Genomic DNA, 21,765 nt, shown 5'->3' with positions numbered 1-21,765 from the left:
GGCCAGCAAAAGCACCGCACATCTGTCATGAACGCCACTTGTCTGCGACATGATGTCGTTTCATATGCCATCCAAAACCCGTTGGGTTAGAATGCCCCCCTTTTCTGCCCCCGATCCTTGAGGACCGCCATGTTCAGCCGTGATTTGACTATTGCCAAGTACGACGCCGACCTTTTTGCCGCCATGGAGCAAGAAGCTCAGCGCCAGGAAGAACACATTGAGCTGATCGCTTCGGAAAACTACACCAGCCCAGCGGTGATGGAAGCTCAAGGCTCGGTCCTGACCAACAAGTACGCTGAAGGCTACCCAGGCAAGCGTTACTACGGTGGTTGCGAGTACGTCGACATCGTTGAGCAACTGGCCATCGACCGCGCCAAAGAGCTGTTCGGCGCCGATTACGCCAACGTTCAGCCGCACGCCGGTTCGCAAGCCAACGCCGCTGTCTACCTGGCCCTGCTGCAAGGTGGCGACACCATTCTGGGCATGAGCCTGGCCCACGGCGGTCACCTGACCCACGGCGCCAGCGTTTCCTCCTCGGGCAAGCTGTACAACGCCGTGCAGTACGGTATCGACGCCAATGGCCTGATCGACTACGACGAAGTCGAGCGTCTGGCGGTTGAGCACAAGCCGAAAATGATCGTGGCCGGTTTCTCTGCCTACTCGCAGATTCTGGACTTCCCGCGTTTCCGCGAAATCGCTGACAAGGTTGGCGCTTACCTGTTCGTCGACATGGCTCACGTGGCCGGTCTGGTCGCCGCTGGCGTCTACCCGAACCCGGTGCCTTTCGCTGACGTCGTGACCACCACCACGCACAAGACCCTGCGCGGTCCACGTGGCGGCCTGATCCTGGCTCGCGCCAACGCCGACATCGAGAAGAAGCTCAACTCCGCAGTATTCCCGGGCGCCCAGGGTGGCCCGCTGGAGCACGTAATCGCCGCCAAGGCGATCTGCTTCAAGGAAGCGCTGCAGCCAGAGTTCAAGGCCTACCAGGAACAAGTGGTGCTGAACGCCCAGGCCATGGCCGAAGTGTTCATCGAACGCGGTTTCGACGTGGTCTCCGGCGGTACCAAGAACCACTTGTTCCTGCTGTCGCTGATCAAGCAGGACATCTCCGGTAAAGACGCCGACGCCGCTCTGGGCAAAGCTTTCATCACCGTGAACAAGAACTCCGTGCCAAACGATCCACGCTCGCCGTTCGTCACTTCCGGCCTGCGCTTCGGTACTCCGGCTGTGACCACTCGTGGTTTCAAGCAAGCCGAGTGCAAAGAGCTGGCCGGCTGGATCTGCGACATCCTGGCTGACCTGAACAACGAAGCGGTGATCGACGCCGTTCGTGAGAAAGTCAAAGCCATCTGCAAGAAACTGCCGGTGTACGGCGCTTAATAGCGACGTTTAATCCGCAGCATGAAAAACCGGCCAAGTGATTGGCCGGTTTTTTTTCGTCTGCAGGAAAGCGATATTGATCCCATCTTCTGGGCTGATCATTTTCTGCGTTTGAAAATTGAAACAATAACTTAAATAAAAACACCCCCACCCACAAAACTTAGCTGCTAGTGTTTGGCCGGTACAAACATACACCCCAACAACAACTAAAAATTCATAGACAAGACTTTTAACAAACTCTAAAAACCCTATCATTCAGAATTCAAGGAAGAGTTCATGAGCACCAACAGGCAGAAATCCTTTATAGCAACACTGGAACTTGACCGCCATTACCTTGATATTCTCGGGGAGCTATATGAAACACCGATCCTGCGCATTGATAGATCCTTTTCGGGGGGCTTTTTTACCGAAGCATCCATCAAAACAGCTACCTGGCCGGGACTGATAACGACGGCATCCCGTTCACACTGCGAATCATTGAGCGCAACGCATCGTTCCTCAGTGATCCAGATGAAATCTGACCACACAAGCATTTGAATGCTTGCGCCCACTTGTGGCCGAGCGATTTATCTATTCTCATTAAAAAAGAAAACACTCATGAGCACCGACCAGGAAAAATCCTTTACTGCAACCATGAGCACTCGCTTTGGTTATCCACACTTTCCAAAGTTGACCTATGGCAGAGCAATCAGCACACCACGTCCGGACTACGAGGCCTTTACCTTTTCGCATCAGATAGATGTTTCAAACTATCTTTTTCTAAAGCCCAATGTCGCTCCCGATGCCTTGACCTTTTATTTCCGGTGCCTAGACGACTATTACACCCTCTACATTTTCACGCCTGGCGAGTATTACTACAGAACCATCAGTCGTGAAGAAAAAGACTTCCTGAATTCTTATTCAACCGAAGATGGAGATCAGACCACGTTCAACTTGCTGAACGCCAAAGGCAACATCATCACCCTCGATGAGATCGACACGGATAACCCCACCGTCAGAATACAGACCCGAGGCGGTGCTCTGCTCTGTGCAGGGCAAAGTCGCAGTAAATACGATCCGAAAGTGGGCACGTTCGTGCGCACCAACTCGAATCGCAGTGCAGGTGTTCTGGACTTCAAGCTGAATATCCTGCAGCGCAACGTGCCCTACTGAGCAGATTCACACAAGGAGCCTCAGCACCAAAACAGCCCGGCGAGCATGGCCGGGCTTCTGTATTTGCGGACGTCGTTCCCGCAATCACTGAGCGCAGCACCACTGGTCTGACCGGTCATGCCAATTTTGTGTTTTCCTCTTGTATTCCGGAAAAACCCGAGCGTAGACTGCGCCTGCACTGGACATACCGGTAAGACCACAATAATTAAGTCCTGAATCTGATGCGCCACGCGCACGGCAGTCAGGACACCGACCAGGATTCCTCCCATGCTCAGATGGTGCTCGCGTTCAATCTTCCTCCAAGTGGTTCTCGGACTGATGCTCGGCATCGTCTGCGGGCTGACCCTTCCTGAATACTCCGCCCAGCTGAAACCGCTCGGCGACGGCTTCATCAAACTGATCAAGATGCTCATCGGCCTCATCGTGTTCTGCGTGGTGGTCAGCGGCATCAGCGGCGCGGGCGACCTGAAGAAGGTCGGGCGCATCGGCCTTAAATCAGTCATCTACTTCGAAGTACTGACCACCATCGCCTTGGTCATCGGCCTCGTTTTTGCTTTCAGCACCGGCATCGGCAGCGGCGCGAATATTCATCTGGAGCAGCTGTCCACCGCCGACATGGGCGATCTCGCCGAACGCGGCCAGCACATGCACACCACCACGCAATTCCTCATGGACCTGATCCCGACCTCGGTGATCGGCGCCTTCGCCGACAACAACATCCTGCAAGTGCTGTTGTTCTCGGTGCTGTTCGGCAGCGCGTTGAATCTGGTCGGTGAAGCGGCTTCCGGGATCTCCCGACTGATCAACGAACTGAGCCACGTGATCTTCCGCATCATGGGCATGATCGTCCGCCTGGCGCCGATCGGCGTATTCGGCGCCATCGCCTTCACCACCAGCAAGTATGGCCTCGATTCGCTGCAGCACCTGGGCAGTCTGGTCGGTTTGTTCTACCTGACCTGTATGGCTTTCGTCGGCGTGATTCTCGGTCTGGTGATGCGTGCGTCCGGCCTGCGCCTATGGCCTCTGCTCAAGTACCTGCGGGAAGAATTGCTGATCGTCATGGGCACGGCATCGTCCGACGCGGTACTGCCGCAGATCATGCGCAAGCTTGAACACCTCGGTATCGGCAGCTCGACCGTGGGCCTGGTGATCCCCACCGGTTACTCGTTCAACCTCGACGGCTTTTCGATCTACCTGACCCTCGCCATCGTGTTCATCGCCAACGCCACCGGCACGCCGCTGGCGATGACCGATTTGCTGACGATTCTGCTGGTGTCGCTGATCACCTCCAAAGGCGCCCACGGCATTCCCGGCTCAGCGCTGGTGATCCTCGCGGCGACGCTGACCGCCATTCCGGCGATTCCGGTGGTCGGTCTGGTGTTGGTGCTGGCCGTGGACTGGTTCATGGGGATCGGTCGGGCACTGACCAACCTCATCGGCAACTGCGTCGCCACCGTCGCCATCGCCCGTTGGGAAAAAGACATCGACGTACAACGCGCCAACAAAGTACTCAGCGGTCAGCAGGGCTACACCTTTCAACCGCGTAAACCAGCAACTCCGGCGCACCAGCAGGAGTTCTGATTTCAACCCCGTAGGAGCTGCCGCAGGCTGCGATCTTTTGATCTTGCTTGCGGCGCACCCAACGGGCTCACGGAGCAAGACCAGTGATCACCACATCAACCGTCGTCAACTCAGTCGTAGAAAAACTCCGCGCCGCCCTCGCCCGTGGCCAATGGCGCTCCGGCGACATGTTACCGGGCCAGCGCGAGCTCGCCGAACAACTGGGCATCAGCCGCCCGAGCCTGCGTGAAGCCGTGATCGTCCTGGAAACCCTCGGCCTCGTCCGTTCGATGCCGGGCAAAGGCGTAGTCGTCCTCGATGCACAACTCAGCGACAGCCAAAGCCACGACAGCGCAGTCGCCGGTGCCAGCCTCGAGGACGTGCTGCAACTGCGTTACACCCTGGAGCCATTCATCGTCGGTCTGGTCGCGCAGTCGATCAGCAGCAAGGAAGTCGGCCAGTTGCGCCTGACCCTGATGGACATGCGCGAGGCCCTCGAAGCCGGCGACAGCGAAGCCGGGGTCAGTGCCTACATCGCGTTTCACGAGGAGCTGTTCACCCTCACCTCGAACCCGATCTTCCAGAGCGTCGTGCAGCAGACCAGCAACGCCCTCAAGCAAAGTGCCGAAGTATTGCGCAACTCGCCTGAGCACCTAGCCGAACGCCTCGAAGAAAACGAAGCCGTGGTGCGTGCAATCCGCAGCAAGAACAGCGCCCAGGCCAGCGCCGAAATGCGTCGACACATTTTGCGCGAAGGTCAGCGTATGGGCATCGAGCTGAATATTCCGGATGACAACCTGAGTCGCTGATTCCTATTGGAGACAGGCCATGAACAGTTTTGCCGCAGCGTCGCACACTCGCCAGACCACGACGCCTCTGCCCTTCTCCCGTCCGCGCGCAGCGGTGGAGGATCTGTATCCGCGACTGTTCGATGCCATTCTCGAACAGCGCATCGATGCCGACAGCCGCTTCACCGAAGACAGTCTGAAAGACATGTTCAACGTCAGCCGCGCCGATGTGCGGCGGGTGCTGACGCAGTTATCCCATGAGCAAGTCATTGTGCTGCGCGCAAATCATCGTCCGCGCGTGGCGGCGCCGGATCGCGAGCAGACCCGGCAGACCTTGCATGCGCGGCGACTGACTGAAAGCACGTTGGTGCGCCTGGCTTGTCAGCGTCCGCAGGCTGATGGCTTGCAACGCTTGCGTGGGTTGATTGAGCGTGAGCGGCTGGCGGTTGAGCAGGATCGACGTGGGGCGGCGATTCGCTTGTCCGGGGAATTTCATCTGACGTTGGCGCAGATGGCGGGGAATTCACCGTTGGCGCATTTTCTCGGCAGTCTGGTCCCACTCACGTCGTTGGCGATTGCGCGGTGTGAGGGTTCTACGCACAGCTGTTGCGCTTGGCGGGAGCATTTGGCGTTGGTTGAAGCGGTGGAACAAGGCGATGCTTCCAGGGCCGGGATGCTGATGACTCGGCATTTGGATCATCTTGAGCAGACACTGCTGGGTTCAGACCTTGGGCATTGTGCTGTCGGTTAGATTGCTATCGCGAGCAGGCTCAACGCATTTCAAATGTAGGAGTGAGCCTGCTCGCGATGGCGTCATCATTGACGCTACGGAAACATCAACCCGCCGTCACCCGCGCAAACCCCGCCCGAATTTTCTCTTCCGGCAAATCATCGGCGATAAACACAATCACGCTTTCCCGCGCTTCACTCTCGGCCCATTCGGTGTCCCAGTCGAAGCCATAGAGTTTCAGCACGCCCTGAAACACCAACCGCCGATCTTCGCCGGCAATGCTCAGCACGCCTTTGTAGCGCAGCAATTGTTTGCCGTGCTCTTCCAGCAGCTCGTTCATGAATTCACTGAGCTGATCGATATCCAGCGGCTGATCGGTGCGCAGCACCAGGCTGGAAATGCGATCAATCGATGGCGCCTTGGTCACCGGACGCAGACTCAAACCGCCACCGAGATCGGCATTGAGATTGAAGCCGCGCACATCCAGCAGTTCAGCCAGATCAATGTTGCCGTGATCAACCACACGGATCGGCGCACGACGGTTAATCCGCGTCAGGCGCTCGCTCAGTGCATTGAAGGTGGCTTCGTCGACCAGATCGGTCTTGCTCACCAGCAAACGGTCGGCGAACCCGATCTGCGCCTGTGCGATAGTCTGGGTCAGATGCACATCCGCGTGCGCGGCATCGACCAGCGTGATGATGCCGTCGAGCAAGTAACGCTCGCGCAGTTCTTCATCGATGAAAAAAGTCTGGGCAACAGGCGCAGGATCGGCCAGCCCGGTGCATTCGATCACCAGGCGATCGAAGGCGATTTCGCCGCTGTCCAAACGCTCGAGCAGCAGGTACAGGGCTTTGGTCAGATCGGTGTGAATGGTGCAGCAGACGCAGCCGTTGGCCAGCGTCATGACTTGCACGGGTTCGTCGCCGAGCAACTGAGTGTCGATGCCGGCATCGCTGAATTCGTTTTCGATCACGGCGATTTTCAGGCCGTGCTCGGCTTTCAGAATGTGGCGCAGCAAGGTGGTCTTGCCGGCACCGAGGAAACCGCTGAGTACCGTTACAGGTATGGGAGAAGACAAAACAGATCCCCTTCACAAAATGAATGAACAACACAAAAACAACTGTGGGAGCGAGCCTGCTCGCGAAAGCGGTGTGTCAGTCAAATCATTCATCAACTGACACTCCGTATTCGCGAGCAGGCTCGCTCCCACAGGGGATTGCATCAACCGCAGGCTGTCAGCTCAACAGCACTTCGGCCCACCCTTGCCACCGTAACGCGCTTCCTGACGTTCGCGGAAGAACATCTCGTAGCTCATCACCGGTTTGTCCGGGTGCTTGGTTTGCATATGCTCGACGTAGGTGTCGTAGTCGGGCATGCCGACCATCAGGCGCGCAGCCTGACCGAGGTATTTACCGAGGCGACTCAGGTCATTGAACATGGTGCAATCCTCTGGTTACGCGTCCGGCAGGGCCTGGAATGGCGATTCTTTATCCGTACGCTCTTTTTTGCCCCAGGCGGCGATGCCGACCTTGAGCGCATAGAACAGGATACTGAAGACCACGAACAGGAACAGCGCGGTGAGCGTTGCGTTGGTATAGGCGTTGAAGATCACGTGCTGCATCTGATCGATACTCTTCGCCGGGGCGAGAATCTGACCGTTGGCCAGCGCGTCGCTGTATTTCTTCGCCAGCGACAGGAAACCGATCGCCGGGTTGGCATCGAACAGCTTGATGAAGCCTGCAGTCGTGGTGCAGATCAGCAGCCAGGCCGCTGGCAACAGGGTGACCCAAATGTAGCGCTGGCGCTTCATTTTGATCAGGACCACAGTGCCGAGCATCAACGCGATACCGGCCAGCATTTGGTTGGAGATACCGAACAGTGGCCACAGGGTGTTGATGCCGCCCAGTGGATCGATCACGCCTTGGTAGAGCAACCAGCCCCACATCGCCACACAACCGGCTGTGGCGATCAGGTTGGCGGTCCACGATTCGGTACGTCGCAGTGCCGGGACGAAAGAGCCGAGCAGATCCTGCAGCATGAAACGACCGGCACGGGTACCGGCGTCGACTGCGGTCAGAATGAACAGCGCTTCGAACAGGATCGCGAAGTGGTACCAGAACGCCATGGTGTTTTCACCCGGCAGGACACTGTGCAGAATCTGCGCGATACCGACTGCCAGGGTCGGCGCACCGCCGGCACGGGCCAGGATGGTGGTTTCACCGATGTCGTGCGCGACGGCTTGCAGCGCTTCCGGCGTAATCGCAAAGCCCCAGCTGGAGACCACTTGCGCAACCGAAGCAACATCACTGCCGACCACGGCGGCCGGGCTATTCATGGCGAAGTACACGCCAGGCTCGATCACCGACGCGGCGACCATGGCCATGATGGCGACGAACGACTCCATCAGCATGCCGCCGTAACCGATGTAACGGGCGTTGGTTTCGTTATCCAGCAGCTTCGGCGTGGTGCCCGAAGAAATCAGCGCGTGGAAGCCGGACACCGCACCGCAAGCGATGGTGATGAACAGGAACGGGAACAGACCGCCTTTCCACACAGGGCCAGTGCCGTCGACGAACTGGGTCAGCGCGGGCATTTTCAGCTCGGGCATGGTCACCAGAATGCCGATCGCCAGAGCGATGATGGTGCCGATCTTGAGGAACGTGGAGAGGTAGTCACGCGGTGCGAGAATCAGCCAGACCGGCAACGATGCCGCGACGAAGCCGTAACCGACCAGCATCCAGGTAATCTGCACGCCGGTGAAGGTGAACGCTTTGGCCCATACCGGATCAGCGGCAATCTGCCCACCGAGCCAGATCGAACCGAGCAGCAGCAACACGCCGACCACGGAGATCTCGCCGATGCGGCCCGGGCGGATGTAGCGCATGTAGATGCCCATGAACATCGCGATCGGGATGGTCGCCATCACGGTGAAGATGCCCCACGGGCTCTCCGCCAGCGCCTTGACCACGATCAGCGCCAGCACCGCGAGGATGATGATCATGATCAGGAAGCAGCCGAACAGGGCGATGGTGCCGGGAATACGGCCCATTTCTTCTCGCACCATGTCACCCAGGGAACGGCCGTTGCGCCGGGTCGACATGAACAGCACCATGAAGTCCTGCACCGCGCCCGCCAGCACCACCCCGGCAATCAGCCACAGCGTGCCGGGCAAGTAGCCCATCTGCGCCGCCAGCACCGGGCCGACCAGAGGTCCTGCGCCGGCAATCGCTGCAAAGTGGTGACCGAAAAGAATGTGTTTGTTGGTCGGCACGTAGTCCAGACCATCGTTGTTGATCACGGCGGGGGTGGCCCGACGCGCATCGAGTTGCATCACATTGTTAGCGATGAACAGACTGTAGTAACGGTACGCAACCAGATAGATGGCCACAGCAGCGACCACGATCCACAAGGCGTTGATCGCCTCGCCGCGGCGCAATGCCACTACGCCCAGGGCGCACGCTCCTACGATTGCCAGCAATAGCCAGGGTAAGTGGCGTAGCAGGCTATTATTATTTTTCATTTTATTATTCCAGCCAGGGTGGACAAGAAAGACAGCCACCCCGAGTTTAGCGCTACTGGCGGCAAAGACCATACCCCGACATTGGTCTGAGTGGCCCGTCTGCGCTGGCACGCTTGAACAATGCGGGTCTATAGTCAGCGAACCTTCGGAGGATTGCGCCATGAGCGAGCACCCAGCCAATCGTCGTCGCTTCAAACGTATTGCGTTCGATGCCAGAACCGAGCTGAGTCAGGGCGAGTACATCTGGCCGGTCAAGCTGATCGACCTGTCACTCAAAGGGTTGCTGATCGAACGGCCGGAACCGTGGCTGGGCGATGCGCAGAAGGATTTTTTCGTCGACATTCATCTGAGCGATGACGTCGATATCGAGATGGATGTGCATCTGGCACATGAGGAGAACGGCCAGTTGGGGTTTGTCTGCCGACACATCAGCCTGGAATCGATCCAGCGCTTGCGGCGGTTGATTGAGCTGAATCTGGCTGACGAAGCCGAATTGGAACGCGAACTGGGCGCCCTGATCGAAATCTGAACGTTGCCCCTGTAGGAGCTGCCGCAGGCTGCGATCTTTTGACTTTGGTTTGAAGATCAAAAAATCGCAGCCTGCGGCAGCTCCTACAGGGAATCTCTGGTTATTCGAAGAGGGCGTCGAGGGCCTGTTCGAGGCGGGTCACGGCGATAATCTGCAAGCCTGGCGGTGACTCCTTTGGCGCATTGCCCTTGGGCACGATCGCGCGCTTGAAGCCGTGCTTGGCGGCTTCCTTCAGGCGCTCCTGGCCACTTGGCACCGGACGCACTTCACCAGACAAACCGACCTCACCAAACACCAGCAGGTCATGTGGCAATGGCCGGTTGCGCAAGCTCGACATGACGGCGGCCATCAGCGCCAGGTCAGATGCCGTTTCCAGCACCTTCACCCCACCGACCACGTTGAGGAACACGTCCTGATCGTGGGTCGGAATCCCGCCATGGCGATGCAACACCGCGAGCAACATCGCCAAGCGGTTCTGATCCAGGCCCAAGGTGACCCGACGTGGATTGGCCAAATGGCTGTCATCGACCAACGCCTGCACTTCAACCAGCATCGGCCGCGTACCTTCCCAGGTTGCCATGACCACACTGCCCGGGACTTCTTCCTGCGCGCGGGTGAGGAAAATCGCCGAAGGGTTGGAGACTTCCTTAAGGCCCTTGTCGGTCATGCCGAACACACCCAGCTCGTTGACCGCGCCAAAACGGTTTTTCACCGCGCGCAACAGACGCAGACGCCCATCGGATTCGCCTTCGAAATACAGCACGGTGTCGACCATGTGTTCGAGCACCCGGGGACCGGCGAGCGCGCCTTCCTTGGTCACATGACCGACGAGGAAAATCGCCGTGCCGCTCTGCTTGGCGTAACGCACCAGCAGCGCCGCACTTTCACGCACCTGAGAGACGCCGCCGGGCGCCGATTGCAGTTGTTCGGTGAAGATCGTCTGGATCGAATCGATCACCATCACCTTGGGCTTTTCCTGCCGGGCGGTGGCGATGATGGTTTCGATGCAGGTTTCGGTCATCACTCGCAGTTGATCCTGCGGCAAGCCGAGACGGCGGGCGCGCATGGCCACTTGTTGCTGCGATTCTTCGCCGGTGACGTACAGCGCCGGCATGCTCTTGGCGAGGTTGCACAGAGTTTGCAGCAGGATTGTCGACTTGCCGATACCTGGATCGCCGCCGATCAACACCACCGAACCGTCGACCAGACCGCCGCCGAGCACGCGATCCAGTTCACTGGAAGCGGTGGAGAAGCGCGGAATCTCTTCGATGCTGACTTCGGCCAGGGTCTTGATCTGCGCCTGTTGCCCGGTCCAGCCGGTACGACCGGTCGGGGCTGTAGCGCCGCCGCTTTCGATCATGGTTTCGGTCAGGGTGTTCCAGGCGCCACATTCACCACACTGGCCGGCCCACTTGGGAAACGTTGCGCCACACTCGGTGCAGCCGTACATGCGCTTGGCCTTGGCCATCTCGATCCCCCGGCAAAAACCGCGATGATAACGCAGCTGCCGTCGATCAGCGCGGCGCAGCGGTACGGATTTCCCCGCTGGCCAGACGTGTGGCGCTGTTGCCCAGCGGATCCTCGGCATGCAGGTCCGCGCCCTTGGCTTGCAGCGCATCGAGCAATTCCAGGCGCTGGAACAACCCGGCGTACATGGCGGCCGTCTGTCCGGCACCATTACGTTGATCAGGGCTGCAATCAGTGGCCATCAGGCGTCGGGCGATTTGCAACTCACCTTTGAAGATCGCCCCCATCAGCGCGGTATTGCCGTGTTGATCCTGCGCACAGGCATCGGCGCCGGCCGCGAGCAAACGCTCCACCGCCGGCGCCTGGCCGTGATAAGCCGCCAGAATCAATGCGGTGTAACCCTTAGCGTCACGTGTATCGAGGGAGTAACCAGCGTCGATGAAAGTCTCGAGCATCGGCACGTCGCCGCGCCGGGCGGCGTCGAAATAGTAGTCCTGCAACTGGGCCTTGATTGCCTCGGGGTTCTGTTCGGCCAGCGCCACAATGGACAGGCAGCCGAGCAGCAAGAAAACAACAACACGCATAAATCACCTCCTGGAACAGAACGGGGCCTGATTCAGGCCCCGCATGGCATAGCGTCGGGATCAGTCGACCAATTTCGCCGCCAACGCCTTGACCCGGCTCAGGTCACCCTTGGCCACCGCTGTCACACCGCTGCCGTATTCCGGATCAGCCCTATAAAGGAAGGACAGGATGATGTGCTTGCTCTCCTCGTCAGTGGTCGCCAGCGAACCGCCGAAGCTGTCGATCAGGTCACGACGTTCCTTCTGGCTGAAGGAGCGATACAGATCACCGGCCTGCCTGAAGTTTTGCTCCCGCGTAATTTTCGCCTGCTGAGTATTGCCAGACAGCGCCGATTGACTGTAAAGCGCACTGTTTGTTTCTTCACGCGGTTGCAAACGGCTCGGCTGATAATTGACCCCGGAGTTGCTCGCGCCGATGTTCATTGCGCCATCCTGGTTGCCGTTATTCACCGCCACCTTCGGTGCATTGATCGGCAGTTGCAGCGCGTTGGCGCCCAAGCGATACATTTGCGTGTCGGCGTAAGAGAACACTCGGCCTTGCAACAAACGATCTTCCGAAGGCTCGATCCCCGGCACCACATTAGCCGGCGCCATGGCCACTTGTTCGGTTTCCTGGAATACGTTTGCCGGGTTTCGGTTCAAGACCATTTGTCCAACTTTTCGCTCAGGGATACCTGGCCAGATCTTGGTCGCGTCCAATGGATCGAAATCAAACTTGGACAAATCTTGTGGTTTCAGCACTTGAATGTACAAGTCCCATTTCGGGAAATCACCTTTATTGATATGCGTAACAAGGTCATTGGTCATGTGACTGTAGTCTTGACCCTGCACTTTGCTTACTTCTTCAGGCGTGAGGTTTTTGATGCCCTGCAAACTTTTCCAGTGAAACTTCACGTAGTGAACTTCACCTTTGGCGTTAACCAACTTATAGGCGTGTACGCCATTACCATCCATTTCTCGATAACTTGCAGGCGTTCCAGAGTTGGAATACAACTCGGTGAGCGTTCGCGTGGCTTCCGGCACATGGGAAAAGAAATCGAAGCGACGTGAATCGTCGTCAAGGTTAGTCCGCGGATTTGGTTTAAAGGCATGCACCATATCCGGAAACTTTATTGCATCACGGATGAAAAAGGTCGGAAAGTTATTCCCAACCAGATCCCAATTGCCATCGGCGGTGTAGAACTTGGTGGCAAAGCCACGGGGATCACGCAGGGTTTCCGGGGAATGGTTGCCATGCACCACGGCGGAAAACCGTACGAAGACCGGCGTCGCCTGGCCGGCGGCAAATACCTTGGCCTTGCTCAAGTCGCTGAGATCGTTGGTCACGGTGAAGGTGCCATGCGCACCGGTACCGCGGGCATGCACCACGCGCTCTGGAATGCGTTCACGATCGAAACGCTGCAGCTTCTGGATCAGTTGCACATCCTGCAGCAGCACCGGGCCATTGGCGCCGGCGGTTTGCGAGTTCTGGTTGTCACCGACCGCTGCGCCGTTATCGCGCGTCAGCGGCGCGGCATTCACGGACAACGTCAGCAGGCTGGCGGTGAGTACCCCGAGGGTACGGCGATGGGGAAAAGCCCCTAAGCCAAGCGATGAAGTCATATCAGGTTCCTCTGGTTTTTTTGGGCGCATCCAGGTGCGCCAACCAGAGGCTAGAGGGCGTGGCGCTGGAACATAAATAGAATCTTCACAACTTCACCATTAAGAAAAATAGCTTCCTGATCAGCGAGTTAAGGCGTATTTCGCGCGCGATTAGTGGCACTTTGCAAACTATTTACCGATTAATGTGTCGATAAAAACGGGCATTGTAAGAAGGTGTTTCGCGCAGGACGCGTTTTGCTGATTTACACTGCGTACACCAACCTCATCTGTAACAAGGAAATAACCTATGGGCGTGCTAAGTGAGTTCAAGGCCTTCGCGGTCAAAGGCAATGTGGTCGACATGGCCGTCGGTATCATCATCGGTGCGGCCTTCGGCAAGATTGTTTCGTCGTTTGTCGGCGACGTCATCATGCCGCCAATCGGCCTGCTGATCGGAGGTGTGGACTTCAGTGACCTGGCGATTACGCTGAAAGCTGCCGAGGGCAGCACCCCTGCGGTCGTCATGGCGTACGGTAAGTTTCTCCAGACGATTCTGGACTTCGTGATCGTCGCCTTCGCGATTTTCATGGGTGTCAAAGCCATCAACCGCCTGAAGCGTGAAGAGGCCGTGGCCCCTACTCTGCCGCCGGTTCCGACCAAAGAAGAGGAACTGCTGGGCGAGATCCGCGACTTGCTCAAGGCGCAGAACAACCGCCCCTGAACAGGCGGCGCAAAACAAAACGGCACCTGCGAGGTGCCGTTTTTTTTACCAGTAGTTTTCCACCGCTACCTGGCCGGGCCTGCGGGTCAGGCTCAGGCTCATACGGCGCTGTTTGAGCAGGGCGCGGGTGTCGTCGATCATTTGCGGATTGCCGCACAGCATGACCCGTGAATGCTCGGGCGAAAGCTCTACACCGGCCTTGCGCTCCAGCTCACCGCTTTCGATCAGTTGGGTGATACGCCCATTCAGCGCACCGGGATGCTCCTCACGCGTTACCGTCGCGATGAACTGCAATTTGTGCGCGTGCTCTTGCAGATAATCCCGTTGCGTCAGTTCGGCAATCAACGATTGATAAGCCAGCTCCCGCGCCTCGCGCACGCTGTAGACGAGAATGATGCGCTCAAATTTTTCCCAGACCTCGAAGTCCTGCAGAATCGATAGAAACGGCGCCACCCCGGTGCCCGTCGATAACATCCACAGGTCGCGGCCATCAATGAAACGATCCAGGGTCAGATAACCAAAGGCCTGACGCTCCACCAGCAAGGTGTCGCCCACCTGCAGTCGGCTGAGCTCGCTGGTGAATTCGCCTCCGGGGACTACGATGGAAAAGAACTCGAGAAACTCATCGAACGGCGACGACACCATCGAATAGGCCCGCCACACCGTGCTGCCATCTGCCTTGGTCACCCCGAGTCGGGCGAACTGGCCCGCACGAAACCTGAACCCGGCATCCCGGGTGGTACGCAGCGTGAACAGATTGGCCGTAACCGGCTGGACATCAAGCAAGGTCTGTCGGGTGAACTTCTCAGTGCTGGCAGTCATGAGGCACTCCATCGAACGGATAGCCGCAGTTTCGCGCAATCCTCTGCGATTAAACACCGGTGGTTTGTAATGGTATTAGCACTAAGCTCGCGCAAACAAGATCTCAACGCATTCTCAAACGTGTAAGCCCTGAGTATCACTTTTCGTTTAGATGCTATCCCCAATATAAAAACCGCGAGCACTAATATCTTTTTTTGAAAATAACACCATGTTCCAAGAGCGAAATATTCCAGAACACTTTGTAAGAAACGTCCTACACTTCGTTTTCGTGCTGATCCATTGGATCCAAAAAGCACCCCCCGCGAAGTACTCATGGAGAGTTTGTGATGGAAATGTGGAAGGAGTCGCAGTTAAAGCAACTGACTTTCGCAAGGGAAATAGACGTCGCTTATCCAATCCTGCTGAGATTTGCCGAGAATATTGGATTCAGTTTTTGCGCTATCTATTTGACATCAAACAATCGGAATGCCGATTTTAATGCCTTGCAAATCAATAACTATCCCAAGCAGTTCAGTCAGCAATATGAAAAGGAGCGTTACAGTAAAGTTGATCCGGCAATAGCACATTGCAACCACTCAATGTTGCCGATCGTCTGGAGCGAGAACCTGTTTTCGTCTACCCCGCAATTATGGCAAGCCCAGCAGGAATATGGCTTGCGCCATGGCTGGTCGCAGTCATTCCTGCATGAAGAGAGCGGCTTGTGCAGCATTATCAGCCTGGCCAGAGAACATGGCCCGTTGAGCCCCCTCGAGCTGTACGAGCATTTTGGCTACATGTTTTACGCGACCAGTCATTTGAGCGAGCTGTTCGCCAAAACTCTGCCCAAAGCGGCGCTCAAGGCCGCGCAACCACACCTGTCGCCGCGAGAGCTCGAGGTGTTGAAACTCTCAGCTGTCGGCAAGACCGCTTATGAAATCTCCAGAATCCTGTTCCTGAGCGAGCGAACCGTGAATTATCACGTGCAAAACGTGATTCTGAAGCTCAACGTCTGCAATAAGATTTCTGCCGTCATTGCCGCCGCTCGAATCGGCATTATCTGACGAGAGATCCCCGCCACGACGAAAACCTGCGGGTATTCCAAAGGAAAAAAAAGTACCATTTGCGACCTTCCTGAGTGATGACGCCAGACTGCGCGTCGCATTGCACTCGGACGGTTCCGCCGCACGCTACCCTGGGCCGCGGGACACCCGTTGATTACCCAGAGTCCCGCCCCATGCCTTTGCTCGACACCCCCTTCGCCCAACTCGATCTGATCCGCCAGCCCGAGCAGCAGAATGAACCGCTGCAAGCCTTCGACGCGGCTGACGAATACCTGCTCAATCATCTTGCCGCGCAACAGCCAGCAGCGAACACGCGGGTGTTGGTGCTCAATGACAGCTTCGGCGCGCTGGCTGCGAGCCTCTTGGGCAAAGTCGAGGTGAGCAGCAGCGGTGACTCGTTTCTAGGCTTTCAAGGGCTGGAAAAGAATTTGCTGCGCAATGGCCAGGCATTCGACGCGATTCGCGCAACCCCGGCCAGCGAGCCGTTGGTCGGCCCGTTCGACCGCGTACTGATCCGCGTACCGAAAACCCTGGCCCTGCTCGAAGAACAACTGATCCGCCTGCAAGGGCAACTGGCGCCAGGCGCTGAAGTCGTTGCCGCGGCGATGGTCAAACACCTGCCACGCGCTGCCGGTGATTTGCTGGAGCGTTACATCGGCCCGGTACATGCCTCGCTGGCCGTGAAGAAAGCTCGACTGTTGATAGCCACACCGGAGGCAAAAGCCCCGGCGGTCTCGCCCTACCCGTCGCGCTATCGTCTTGATGAACCGGCGATCGAACTGCTCAACCACGCCAATGTGTTTTGCCGTGAAGGCCTCGACATCGGTACTCGCGCCTTTCTGCCGCACCTGCCACAAAACCTCGGTAGTGCGCGGGTGGCCGACCTTGGCTGCGGTAATGGCGTGTTGGCGATTGCCAGCGCCCTGCGCAACCCGGACGCGCATTACACGCTGGTCGACGAGTCGTACATGGCGGTGCAATCGGCCGCTGAAAACTGGCGCGCGGCGTTGGGTGATCGCGAGGTCGTAGTGCGTGCAGGCGATGGTCTGGCCGGGCAGGAGGCACAATCACTGGACGTGGTGCTGTGCAATCCGCCGTTTCATCAGCAGCAAGTGGTTGGCGACTTCCTCGCCTGGCGCATGTTCCAGCAGGCTCGTGAAGCACTGGTCGTCGGCGGTGCGCTGTACATCGTCGGCAACCGTCATCTGGGCTATCACAGCAAACTCGCGCGGTTATTCCGCGGCGTCGAGCAAGTGGCGGCAACACCGAAATTCGTGATTCTCAAAGCCCGCAAGTAAAGCACCAGGCAAAAAAAACCCTCCGTGAGGAGGGTTACAAACCGTACCCGAAGGCGCCGGGACGGGGATGATTCAGAATCAGTGCGTGGTCAGGCCTGCGGCATTCATGAACATGCGCATCAGGCTGGCGGCGATAAACAGCACGCCAACACTGCCGACCCAGATCAGGGCCAGCCAGCCGAGCCGCTGCCACAGCGGCTTTTTTTCGGCTTGTTCAATCTCGTGCAGGGAATGTTTGCCGGACATTGTTTCGATCCTCATCAGTCAGATCGATGGCGCCGTTGCCGACGCCATCGCGGGCAAGCCCGCTTCCACAGGTTTAGTGATAACCGTCTTCATGGGTGACCTTGCCGCGGAACACGTAGTAGCTCCAGAAGGTGTAACCCAGGATGAACGGGATGATGAAGAGCGTGCCCACCAGCATGAAGCCCTGGCTTTGCGGCGGGGCGGCAGCGTCCCAGATCGAGATCGACGGCGGCACGATGTTCGGCCACAGGCTGATGCCCAGACCGCTGTAGCCGAGGAAGATCAGCACCAGGGTCAACAGGAACGGCATGTAGTTGGCATTGCGTGCCACGGCGCGGATCAGGCCGTACATCGTCACCAGCACCAGAATCGGCACCGGCATGAACCAGAACAGGTTGGGCATGCTGAACCAGCGCGAGGCAATTTCCGGGTGCGCCAGTGGCGTCCACAGACTGACGACACCGATCACCGCCAGCAACACGAACGCCAGAGGCCGGGCCAGATTGTGCATCTGCTCTTGCAGCTTGCCTTCGGTCTTCATGATCAGCCAGGTGCAGCCGAGCAAGGCATACGCCACCACCAGTGCGGCGCCGCAGAACAGCGTGAACGGTGTCAGCCAGTCGAGTGAACCGCCGGCGAACTGCCGATTGACCACTGGCAAACCGTCGATGAATGCACCCAGCGCCACCCCCTGAAAGAACGTCGCCGCCACCGAGCCACCGATAAAGGCCTTGTCCCACAGGTGACGCTTGTCATCCTTGGCCTTGAAGCGGAACTCGAACGCCACGCCACGGAAAATCAAACCGATCAGCATGAAGATCAGCGGCAGGTACAGCGCCGACAACACCACCGAATACGCCAGCGGGAACGCACCAAACAGCGCCGCGCCGCCCAGCACCAGCCAGGTCTCGTTGCCGTCCCAGACCGGGGCGACGGTGTTCATCATCACGTCACGATCGACCTTGCCCGGGATGAACGGGAAGAGAATCCCGATCCCCAGGTCGAAGCCGTCCATGACCACGTACATCATGATGCCGAAGATGATGATCACGGCCCAGATCAGCGGAAGATCAATACCCATGAGTCAAATCTCCTTGGTCAGGCGGACGTCGTCGTCGCCGTGGTCGGCATCCGCCGAATCGTCGGCAGCGGACAACGGACGAGCCGGTGTGCGTTTTTTGCCTGGACCACCCTCCGGCGTTTCTGCGCCTTCGCTGATCTTCGGCCCTTTACGGACCAGGCGCATCATGTAGCCGAGACCTGCACCGAACAGCGCGAAATACACCACCACAAACATGATCAGGGTGATGCTCATCTGCACGAAGCTATGGTTGGAAGAGGCATCCGCCGTGCGCATCAGTCCATAAACCACCCACGGCTGACGGCCGATTTCCGTGGTAAACCAGCCGGCCAGAATCGCGATCAGACCGGACGGCCCCATCCACAACGCCAGATAGAGGAACGGTCGCGAGGTGTAGAGCGTGTCGCGCTTACGCAGCCACAGACTCCACAGACCGGTGAAGATCATCAGGAAACCGAGGCCGACCATGACCCGGAACGACCAGAACACGATGGTCGAATTCGGCCGGTCTTCCGGTGGAAACTCCTTGAGCGCCGGCACCTGTTTGTCCAGCGAGTGCGTGAGGATCAGGCTGCCGAGGTACGGGATCTCCACGGCGAACTTGGTCTTCTCTTCTTTCATGTCCGGCCAGCCGAACAGGATCAACGGCGTCGCTTCGTCGCCTTTGTTTTCCCAGTGACCTTCGATCGCGGCGATCTTTGCCGGTTGGTGTTCAAGCGTGTTCAGGCCATGGAAGTCGCCAATGACTGCCTGGATCGGCGCGACGATCAACGCCATCCACATCGCCATCGACAGCATGGTACGAATGGCCGGGTTGTCCTTGCCGCGCAGCAAATGCCAGGCTGCCGATGAACCGACGAAGAACGCCGTGGCAACAAACGCAGCGGTCGCCATGTGCATCAGGCGATACGGGAACGAGGGGTTGAAGATGATCGCCAGCCAATCGGTCGGAATCACCTGGCCGTTGATGATTTCAAAACCCTGCGGGGTCTGCATCCAACTGTTGGATGCCAGAATCCAGAAAGTCGAGATCAGCGTACCGATGGCCACCATGATCGTGGCAAAGAAGTGCAGACCCCGCCCGACCTTGTTCCAGCCGAACAACATCACCCCAAGGAAACCGGCTTCGAGGAAGAACGCAGTGAGCACTTCATACGTCAGCAATGGCCCGGTGACGGCGCCGGCGAAGTCCGAGAAGCGACTCCAGTTGGTGCCGAACTGGTAGGCCATGACCAGCCCCGAGACCACGCCCATGCCGAAGTTGACGGCAAAGATCTTCGACCAGAAATGGTAGAGGTCACGGTAAGTGTCGTTGTGGGTTTTCAGCCACAGGCCTTCGAGTACCGCAAGGTAGCTCGCCAGACCGATGGTGATGGCCGGGAACAGGATGTGGAACGAGATGGTGAACGCGAACTGAATTCGGGCGAGATCTAGTGCCTCTAAACCGAACATATGGCTTCCTCTGTCAGGTAATACCGGCTGCGGACCCGGAGGCCTGCACCCACTGCCCCCACGGATATGGAGTGCGGCGAATTCTGATTCGTTCTTTTTAAACAACCATCGCAACGCAGGGAGTCTGGCCAACTGGCCGCCGGATCAATTCCGTTGGGGTCTTGATCTGGATCAAGCAACGCTGAAAGAGTAGTCCCATTTTTGCCGATGAACTGCGTGGTCGTTTGCCGCGTGACAAGTTGCCTCATTGCAGCTGCAACGCCCTGCAACAAATCCCCGGAGCCATGTGATGGTAAGGAAACAACACATAAACCCTGTGGCGACGGGATTTATCCCCGTTGGGCTGCGAAGCGGCCCCGAATCCATCCAACGCGTTTTTTCAGATCAATCGTGGCGCCCAATTTGCGACTGCTGCGCAGCCGAACGGGGATAAATCCCCTCGCCACAGGGTTAATTTGTGATGGCGAGAATATCGATGTCTGGCTAACTAAATTTTTTGTCATAGCAACTTCCTGTTACAGACTGGTGATAACCTCGCGGTTCCCCTCGAACCAGACCTGCCTTCAGATGCCCAGCCAAGAGCCTTTGCTGTTACGTCACCACCGCCCCTTCCTGGCTTTCTGGATGGCGCGAATTTTTACCGCCAGCGGTTTCCAGATGCTCACCGTGGCGATTGGCTGGAACCTCTATCAACTGACCGGCAACGTTCTCGATCTGGGTCTGGTGGGCCTGGTCGAATTCGCTCCGCGCGTGCTGTTCATGTTGCACACCGGGCATGTCGCTGACCGCTACGACCGACGCAAAGTCGCAGCGATCTGCCAGTCGTTACAGGCGTTGATCGCCCTGGCGCTGGCCATCGGCAGTGCCACCGACCATGTCACCCGCGAGATGATCTTCATCCTCGCCTTCCTGCTCGGTGCGGCGCGCTCCTTTGAGATGCCGACCACCCAGGCTTTGCTGCCAAGCATCGTGCCCAGTGCGTTGTTCCCCCGCGCCGTTGCGGCGGCGCAGTCGGCGCAACAGTCAGCGACCATCGTGGCCCCGGCCCTTGGCGGTCTGCTCTATGCGTTCGGCAGCGTCTGGGTGTATGGCCCGACGGTACTGCTGTACGTGATTGCCTGCACGCTGATGCTCAACCTGCCCGCACGACAAACGCCATTGAACAAAGGCAAAGCCACACTGGATTCATTGCTCGCGGGGATCCGCTTCATTCGCAGCCGCCCGGACATCCTCGGGGCGATTTCACTGGACCTGTTTGCGGTGCTGCTCGGGGGTGCCACGGCGCTGCTGCCGGTATTCGCCAAGGATATTTTGCTGACCGGCCCGTGGGGGCTGGGCCTGCTGCGTTCGGCACCGGCGGTCGGCGCACTGGGAATGTCGCTGTTCCTCGCACGATTTGCCGTGGAGCGTAAGGTCGGCCGGGTGATGTTTACCGCAGTCGGTGTCTTCGGCGTCGCGACCATCGCCTTCGGCCTGTCGACCTCGTTCTGGCTCTCGCTGGCGGTGCTGGTGGTGCTCGGCGCGGCGGACATGATCAGCATGGTCATTCGCGCCTCCTTCGTGCAACTGGAAACCCCGGACGAAATGCGCGGCCGGGTCAGCGCGGTGAACGGCCTGTTCATCGGCGCTTCGAACCAGCTCGGCGAATTCGAATCCGGCGTCACCGCCCACTGGTTCGGCACCGTGCCAGCCGTGGTGATGGGCGGGATCGGCACGCTGGTGGTGACGGGCACATGGATCAAGCTGTTCCCGACACTGGCTAACCGCGATCGGATGCATGTGCCGGTGGAAGAGGCGAAGGTCTGAAGCCT

At 58.2% G+C, this 21,765-nt stretch carries 21 protein-coding genes; 11 read left to right on the top strand and 10 right to left on the bottom strand.

The genetic code is table 11. The features are described from left to right. Nucleotides 1–129: 129 nt before the first annotated feature. The 6 genes from glyA (at nucleotide 130) to ACIPZE_RS11720 (ending at nucleotide 5,634) form a co-directional block, all read left to right on the top strand. Nucleotides 130–1,383: a serine hydroxymethyltransferase gene (gene glyA / locus ACIPZE_RS11745; RefSeq protein ID WP_129395595.1), complete on the top strand. Its 1,254-nt coding sequence runs from the start codon at nucleotides 130–132 to the stop codon at nucleotides 1,381–1,383. A 276-nt stretch (nucleotides 1,384–1,659) separates the two neighbouring features. Continuing rightward, nucleotides 1,660–1,920, top strand: coding sequence for a hypothetical protein (locus ACIPZE_RS11740; RefSeq protein ID WP_400772955.1), 261 nt, complete (start codon nucleotides 1,660–1,662; stop codon nucleotides 1,918–1,920). A 60-nt stretch (nucleotides 1,921–1,980) separates the two neighbouring features. Beyond that, nucleotides 1,981–2,535 carry a hypothetical protein gene (locus ACIPZE_RS11735; RefSeq protein WP_400772953.1) on the top strand — a complete coding sequence of 185 codons (555 nt, stop codon included), beginning with the start codon at nucleotides 1,981–1,983 and terminating at the stop codon, nucleotides 2,533–2,535. 267 nt (nucleotides 2,536–2,802) lie between these two features. Continuing rightward, nucleotides 2,803–4,116: a C4-dicarboxylate transporter DctA gene (locus ACIPZE_RS11730; protein WP_283438733.1), complete on the top strand. Its 1,314-nt coding sequence runs from the start codon at nucleotides 2,803–2,805 to the stop codon at nucleotides 4,114–4,116. Between the two features lie 83 nt (nucleotides 4,117–4,199). Next, nucleotides 4,200–4,904 carry a FadR/GntR family transcriptional regulator gene (locus ACIPZE_RS11725; RefSeq protein WP_095139286.1) on the top strand — a complete coding sequence of 235 codons (705 nt, stop codon included), beginning with the start codon at nucleotides 4,200–4,202 and terminating at the stop codon, nucleotides 4,902–4,904. Nucleotides 4,905–4,923: 19 nt separating this feature from the next. After that, entirely contained in the window at nucleotides 4,924–5,634 is a 711-nt protein-coding gene (locus ACIPZE_RS11720; protein ID WP_400772950.1) for a GntR family transcriptional regulator, read from the top strand. An 85-nt stretch (nucleotides 5,635–5,719) separates the two neighbouring features. Here ACIPZE_RS11720 and yjiA read toward each other — a convergent pair whose 3' ends face one another. The 3 genes from yjiA to ACIPZE_RS11705 form a co-directional block, all read right to left on the bottom strand. Next, complete coding sequence (gene yjiA, locus ACIPZE_RS11715) at nucleotides 5,720–6,691, bottom strand: GTPase (RefSeq protein ID WP_400772949.1); 972 nt, start codon at nucleotides 6,689–6,691, stop codon at nucleotides 5,720–5,722. A 162-nt stretch (nucleotides 6,692–6,853) separates the two neighbouring features. Further along, nucleotides 6,854–7,051: a YbdD/YjiX family protein gene (locus tag ACIPZE_RS11710; RefSeq protein WP_003228401.1), complete on the bottom strand. Its 198-nt coding sequence runs from the start codon at nucleotides 7,049–7,051 to the stop codon at nucleotides 6,854–6,856. A 15-nt stretch (nucleotides 7,052–7,066) separates the two neighbouring features. Beyond that, complete coding sequence (locus ACIPZE_RS11705; protein ID WP_283438736.1) at nucleotides 7,067–9,133, bottom strand: carbon starvation CstA family protein; 2,067 nt, start codon at nucleotides 9,131–9,133, stop codon at nucleotides 7,067–7,069. 160 nt (nucleotides 9,134–9,293) lie between these two features. Between ACIPZE_RS11705 and ACIPZE_RS11700 the strand changes: the two genes are divergently transcribed. Beyond that, nucleotides 9,294–9,662 (top strand): PilZ domain-containing protein, encoded by a 369-nt coding sequence (locus ACIPZE_RS11700; RefSeq protein ID WP_236428353.1) that lies wholly within the window; start codon nucleotides 9,294–9,296, stop codon nucleotides 9,660–9,662. Between the two features lie 100 nt (nucleotides 9,663–9,762). On the opposite strand, the gene radA is transcribed toward ACIPZE_RS11700, so the two are convergent. From radA to ACIPZE_RS11685, 3 genes are read right to left on the bottom strand one after another with little or no spacing between them, the layout of a single operon-like run. After that, nucleotides 9,763–11,130, bottom strand: a complete 1,368-nt coding sequence (gene radA / locus ACIPZE_RS11695; protein ID WP_283438737.1) for a DNA repair protein RadA — start codon at nucleotides 11,128–11,130, stop codon at nucleotides 9,763–9,765. A 46-nt stretch (nucleotides 11,131–11,176) separates the two neighbouring features. After that, a complete protein-coding gene (locus ACIPZE_RS11690) occupies nucleotides 11,177–11,713 on the bottom strand; it encodes an ankyrin repeat domain-containing protein (RefSeq protein WP_400772946.1) in 537 nt (178 codons plus the stop codon). Between the two features lie 60 nt (nucleotides 11,714–11,773). After that, a complete protein-coding gene (locus tag ACIPZE_RS11685) occupies nucleotides 11,774–13,315 on the bottom strand; it encodes a catalase (RefSeq protein ID WP_400772972.1) in 1,542 nt (513 codons plus the stop codon). Nucleotides 13,316–13,601: 286 nt separating this feature from the next. On the opposite strand from ACIPZE_RS11685, the gene mscL reads away from it, so the two are divergent. After that, nucleotides 13,602–14,015 carry a large-conductance mechanosensitive channel protein MscL gene (mscL, locus tag ACIPZE_RS11680; RefSeq protein ID WP_129395607.1) on the top strand — a complete coding sequence of 138 codons (414 nt, stop codon included), beginning with the start codon at nucleotides 13,602–13,604 and terminating at the stop codon, nucleotides 14,013–14,015. Nucleotides 14,016–14,060: 45 nt separating this feature from the next. On the opposite strand, the gene ACIPZE_RS11675 is transcribed toward mscL, so the two are convergent. After that, nucleotides 14,061–14,837, bottom strand: a complete 777-nt coding sequence (locus ACIPZE_RS11675) for a ferredoxin--NADP reductase (protein ID WP_400772945.1) — start codon at nucleotides 14,835–14,837, stop codon at nucleotides 14,061–14,063. 326 nt (nucleotides 14,838–15,163) lie between these two features. Between ACIPZE_RS11675 and ACIPZE_RS11670 the strand changes: the two genes are divergently transcribed. Then, a complete protein-coding gene (locus ACIPZE_RS11670) occupies nucleotides 15,164–15,877 on the top strand; it encodes an autoinducer binding domain-containing protein (protein ID WP_400772943.1) in 714 nt (237 codons plus the stop codon). A gap of 173 nt (nucleotides 15,878–16,050) precedes the next feature. Beyond that, nucleotides 16,051–17,175 carry a methyltransferase gene (locus ACIPZE_RS11665; protein ID WP_400772942.1) on the top strand — a complete coding sequence of 375 codons (1,125 nt, stop codon included), beginning with the start codon at nucleotides 16,051–16,053 and terminating at the stop codon, nucleotides 17,173–17,175. Between the two features lie 78 nt (nucleotides 17,176–17,253). Here ACIPZE_RS11665 and ACIPZE_RS11660 read toward each other — a convergent pair whose 3' ends face one another. The 3 genes from ACIPZE_RS11660 to ACIPZE_RS11650 all read right to left on the bottom strand — a co-directional run bounded on the left by ACIPZE_RS11660 (nucleotide 17,254) and on the right by ACIPZE_RS11650 (nucleotide 19,954). After that, nucleotides 17,254–17,421, bottom strand: coding sequence for a DUF2474 domain-containing protein (locus tag ACIPZE_RS11660; RefSeq protein WP_283438742.1), 168 nt, complete (start codon nucleotides 17,419–17,421; stop codon nucleotides 17,254–17,256). A 73-nt stretch (nucleotides 17,422–17,494) separates the two neighbouring features. Further along, nucleotides 17,495–18,502 (bottom strand): cytochrome d ubiquinol oxidase subunit II, encoded by a 1,008-nt coding sequence (gene cydB / locus ACIPZE_RS11655; RefSeq protein WP_093434736.1) that lies wholly within the window; start codon nucleotides 18,500–18,502, stop codon nucleotides 17,495–17,497. A gap of 3 nt (nucleotides 18,503–18,505) precedes the next feature. Then, entirely contained in the window at nucleotides 18,506–19,954 is a 1,449-nt protein-coding gene (locus ACIPZE_RS11650) for a cytochrome ubiquinol oxidase subunit I (protein ID WP_129395612.1), read from the bottom strand. 567 nt (nucleotides 19,955–20,521) lie between these two features. Here ACIPZE_RS11650 and ACIPZE_RS11645 point away from each other — a divergent pair. Beyond that, nucleotides 20,522–21,760, top strand: coding sequence for an MFS transporter (locus tag ACIPZE_RS11645; RefSeq protein ID WP_400772939.1), 1,239 nt, complete (start codon nucleotides 20,522–20,524; stop codon nucleotides 21,758–21,760). The last annotated feature ends 5 nt before the right edge of the window (nucleotides 21,761–21,765 follow it).

Origin of the sequence: Pseudomonas sp. NPDC089741 (genome assembly GCF_044748825.1) — a bacterium.
In the GTDB taxonomy this organism is placed as follows: Bacteria; Pseudomonadota; Gammaproteobacteria; order Pseudomonadales; family Pseudomonadaceae; genus Aquipseudomonas; species Aquipseudomonas helmanticensis.
This window is presented reverse-complemented; position numbering and strand designations above follow the sequence as displayed.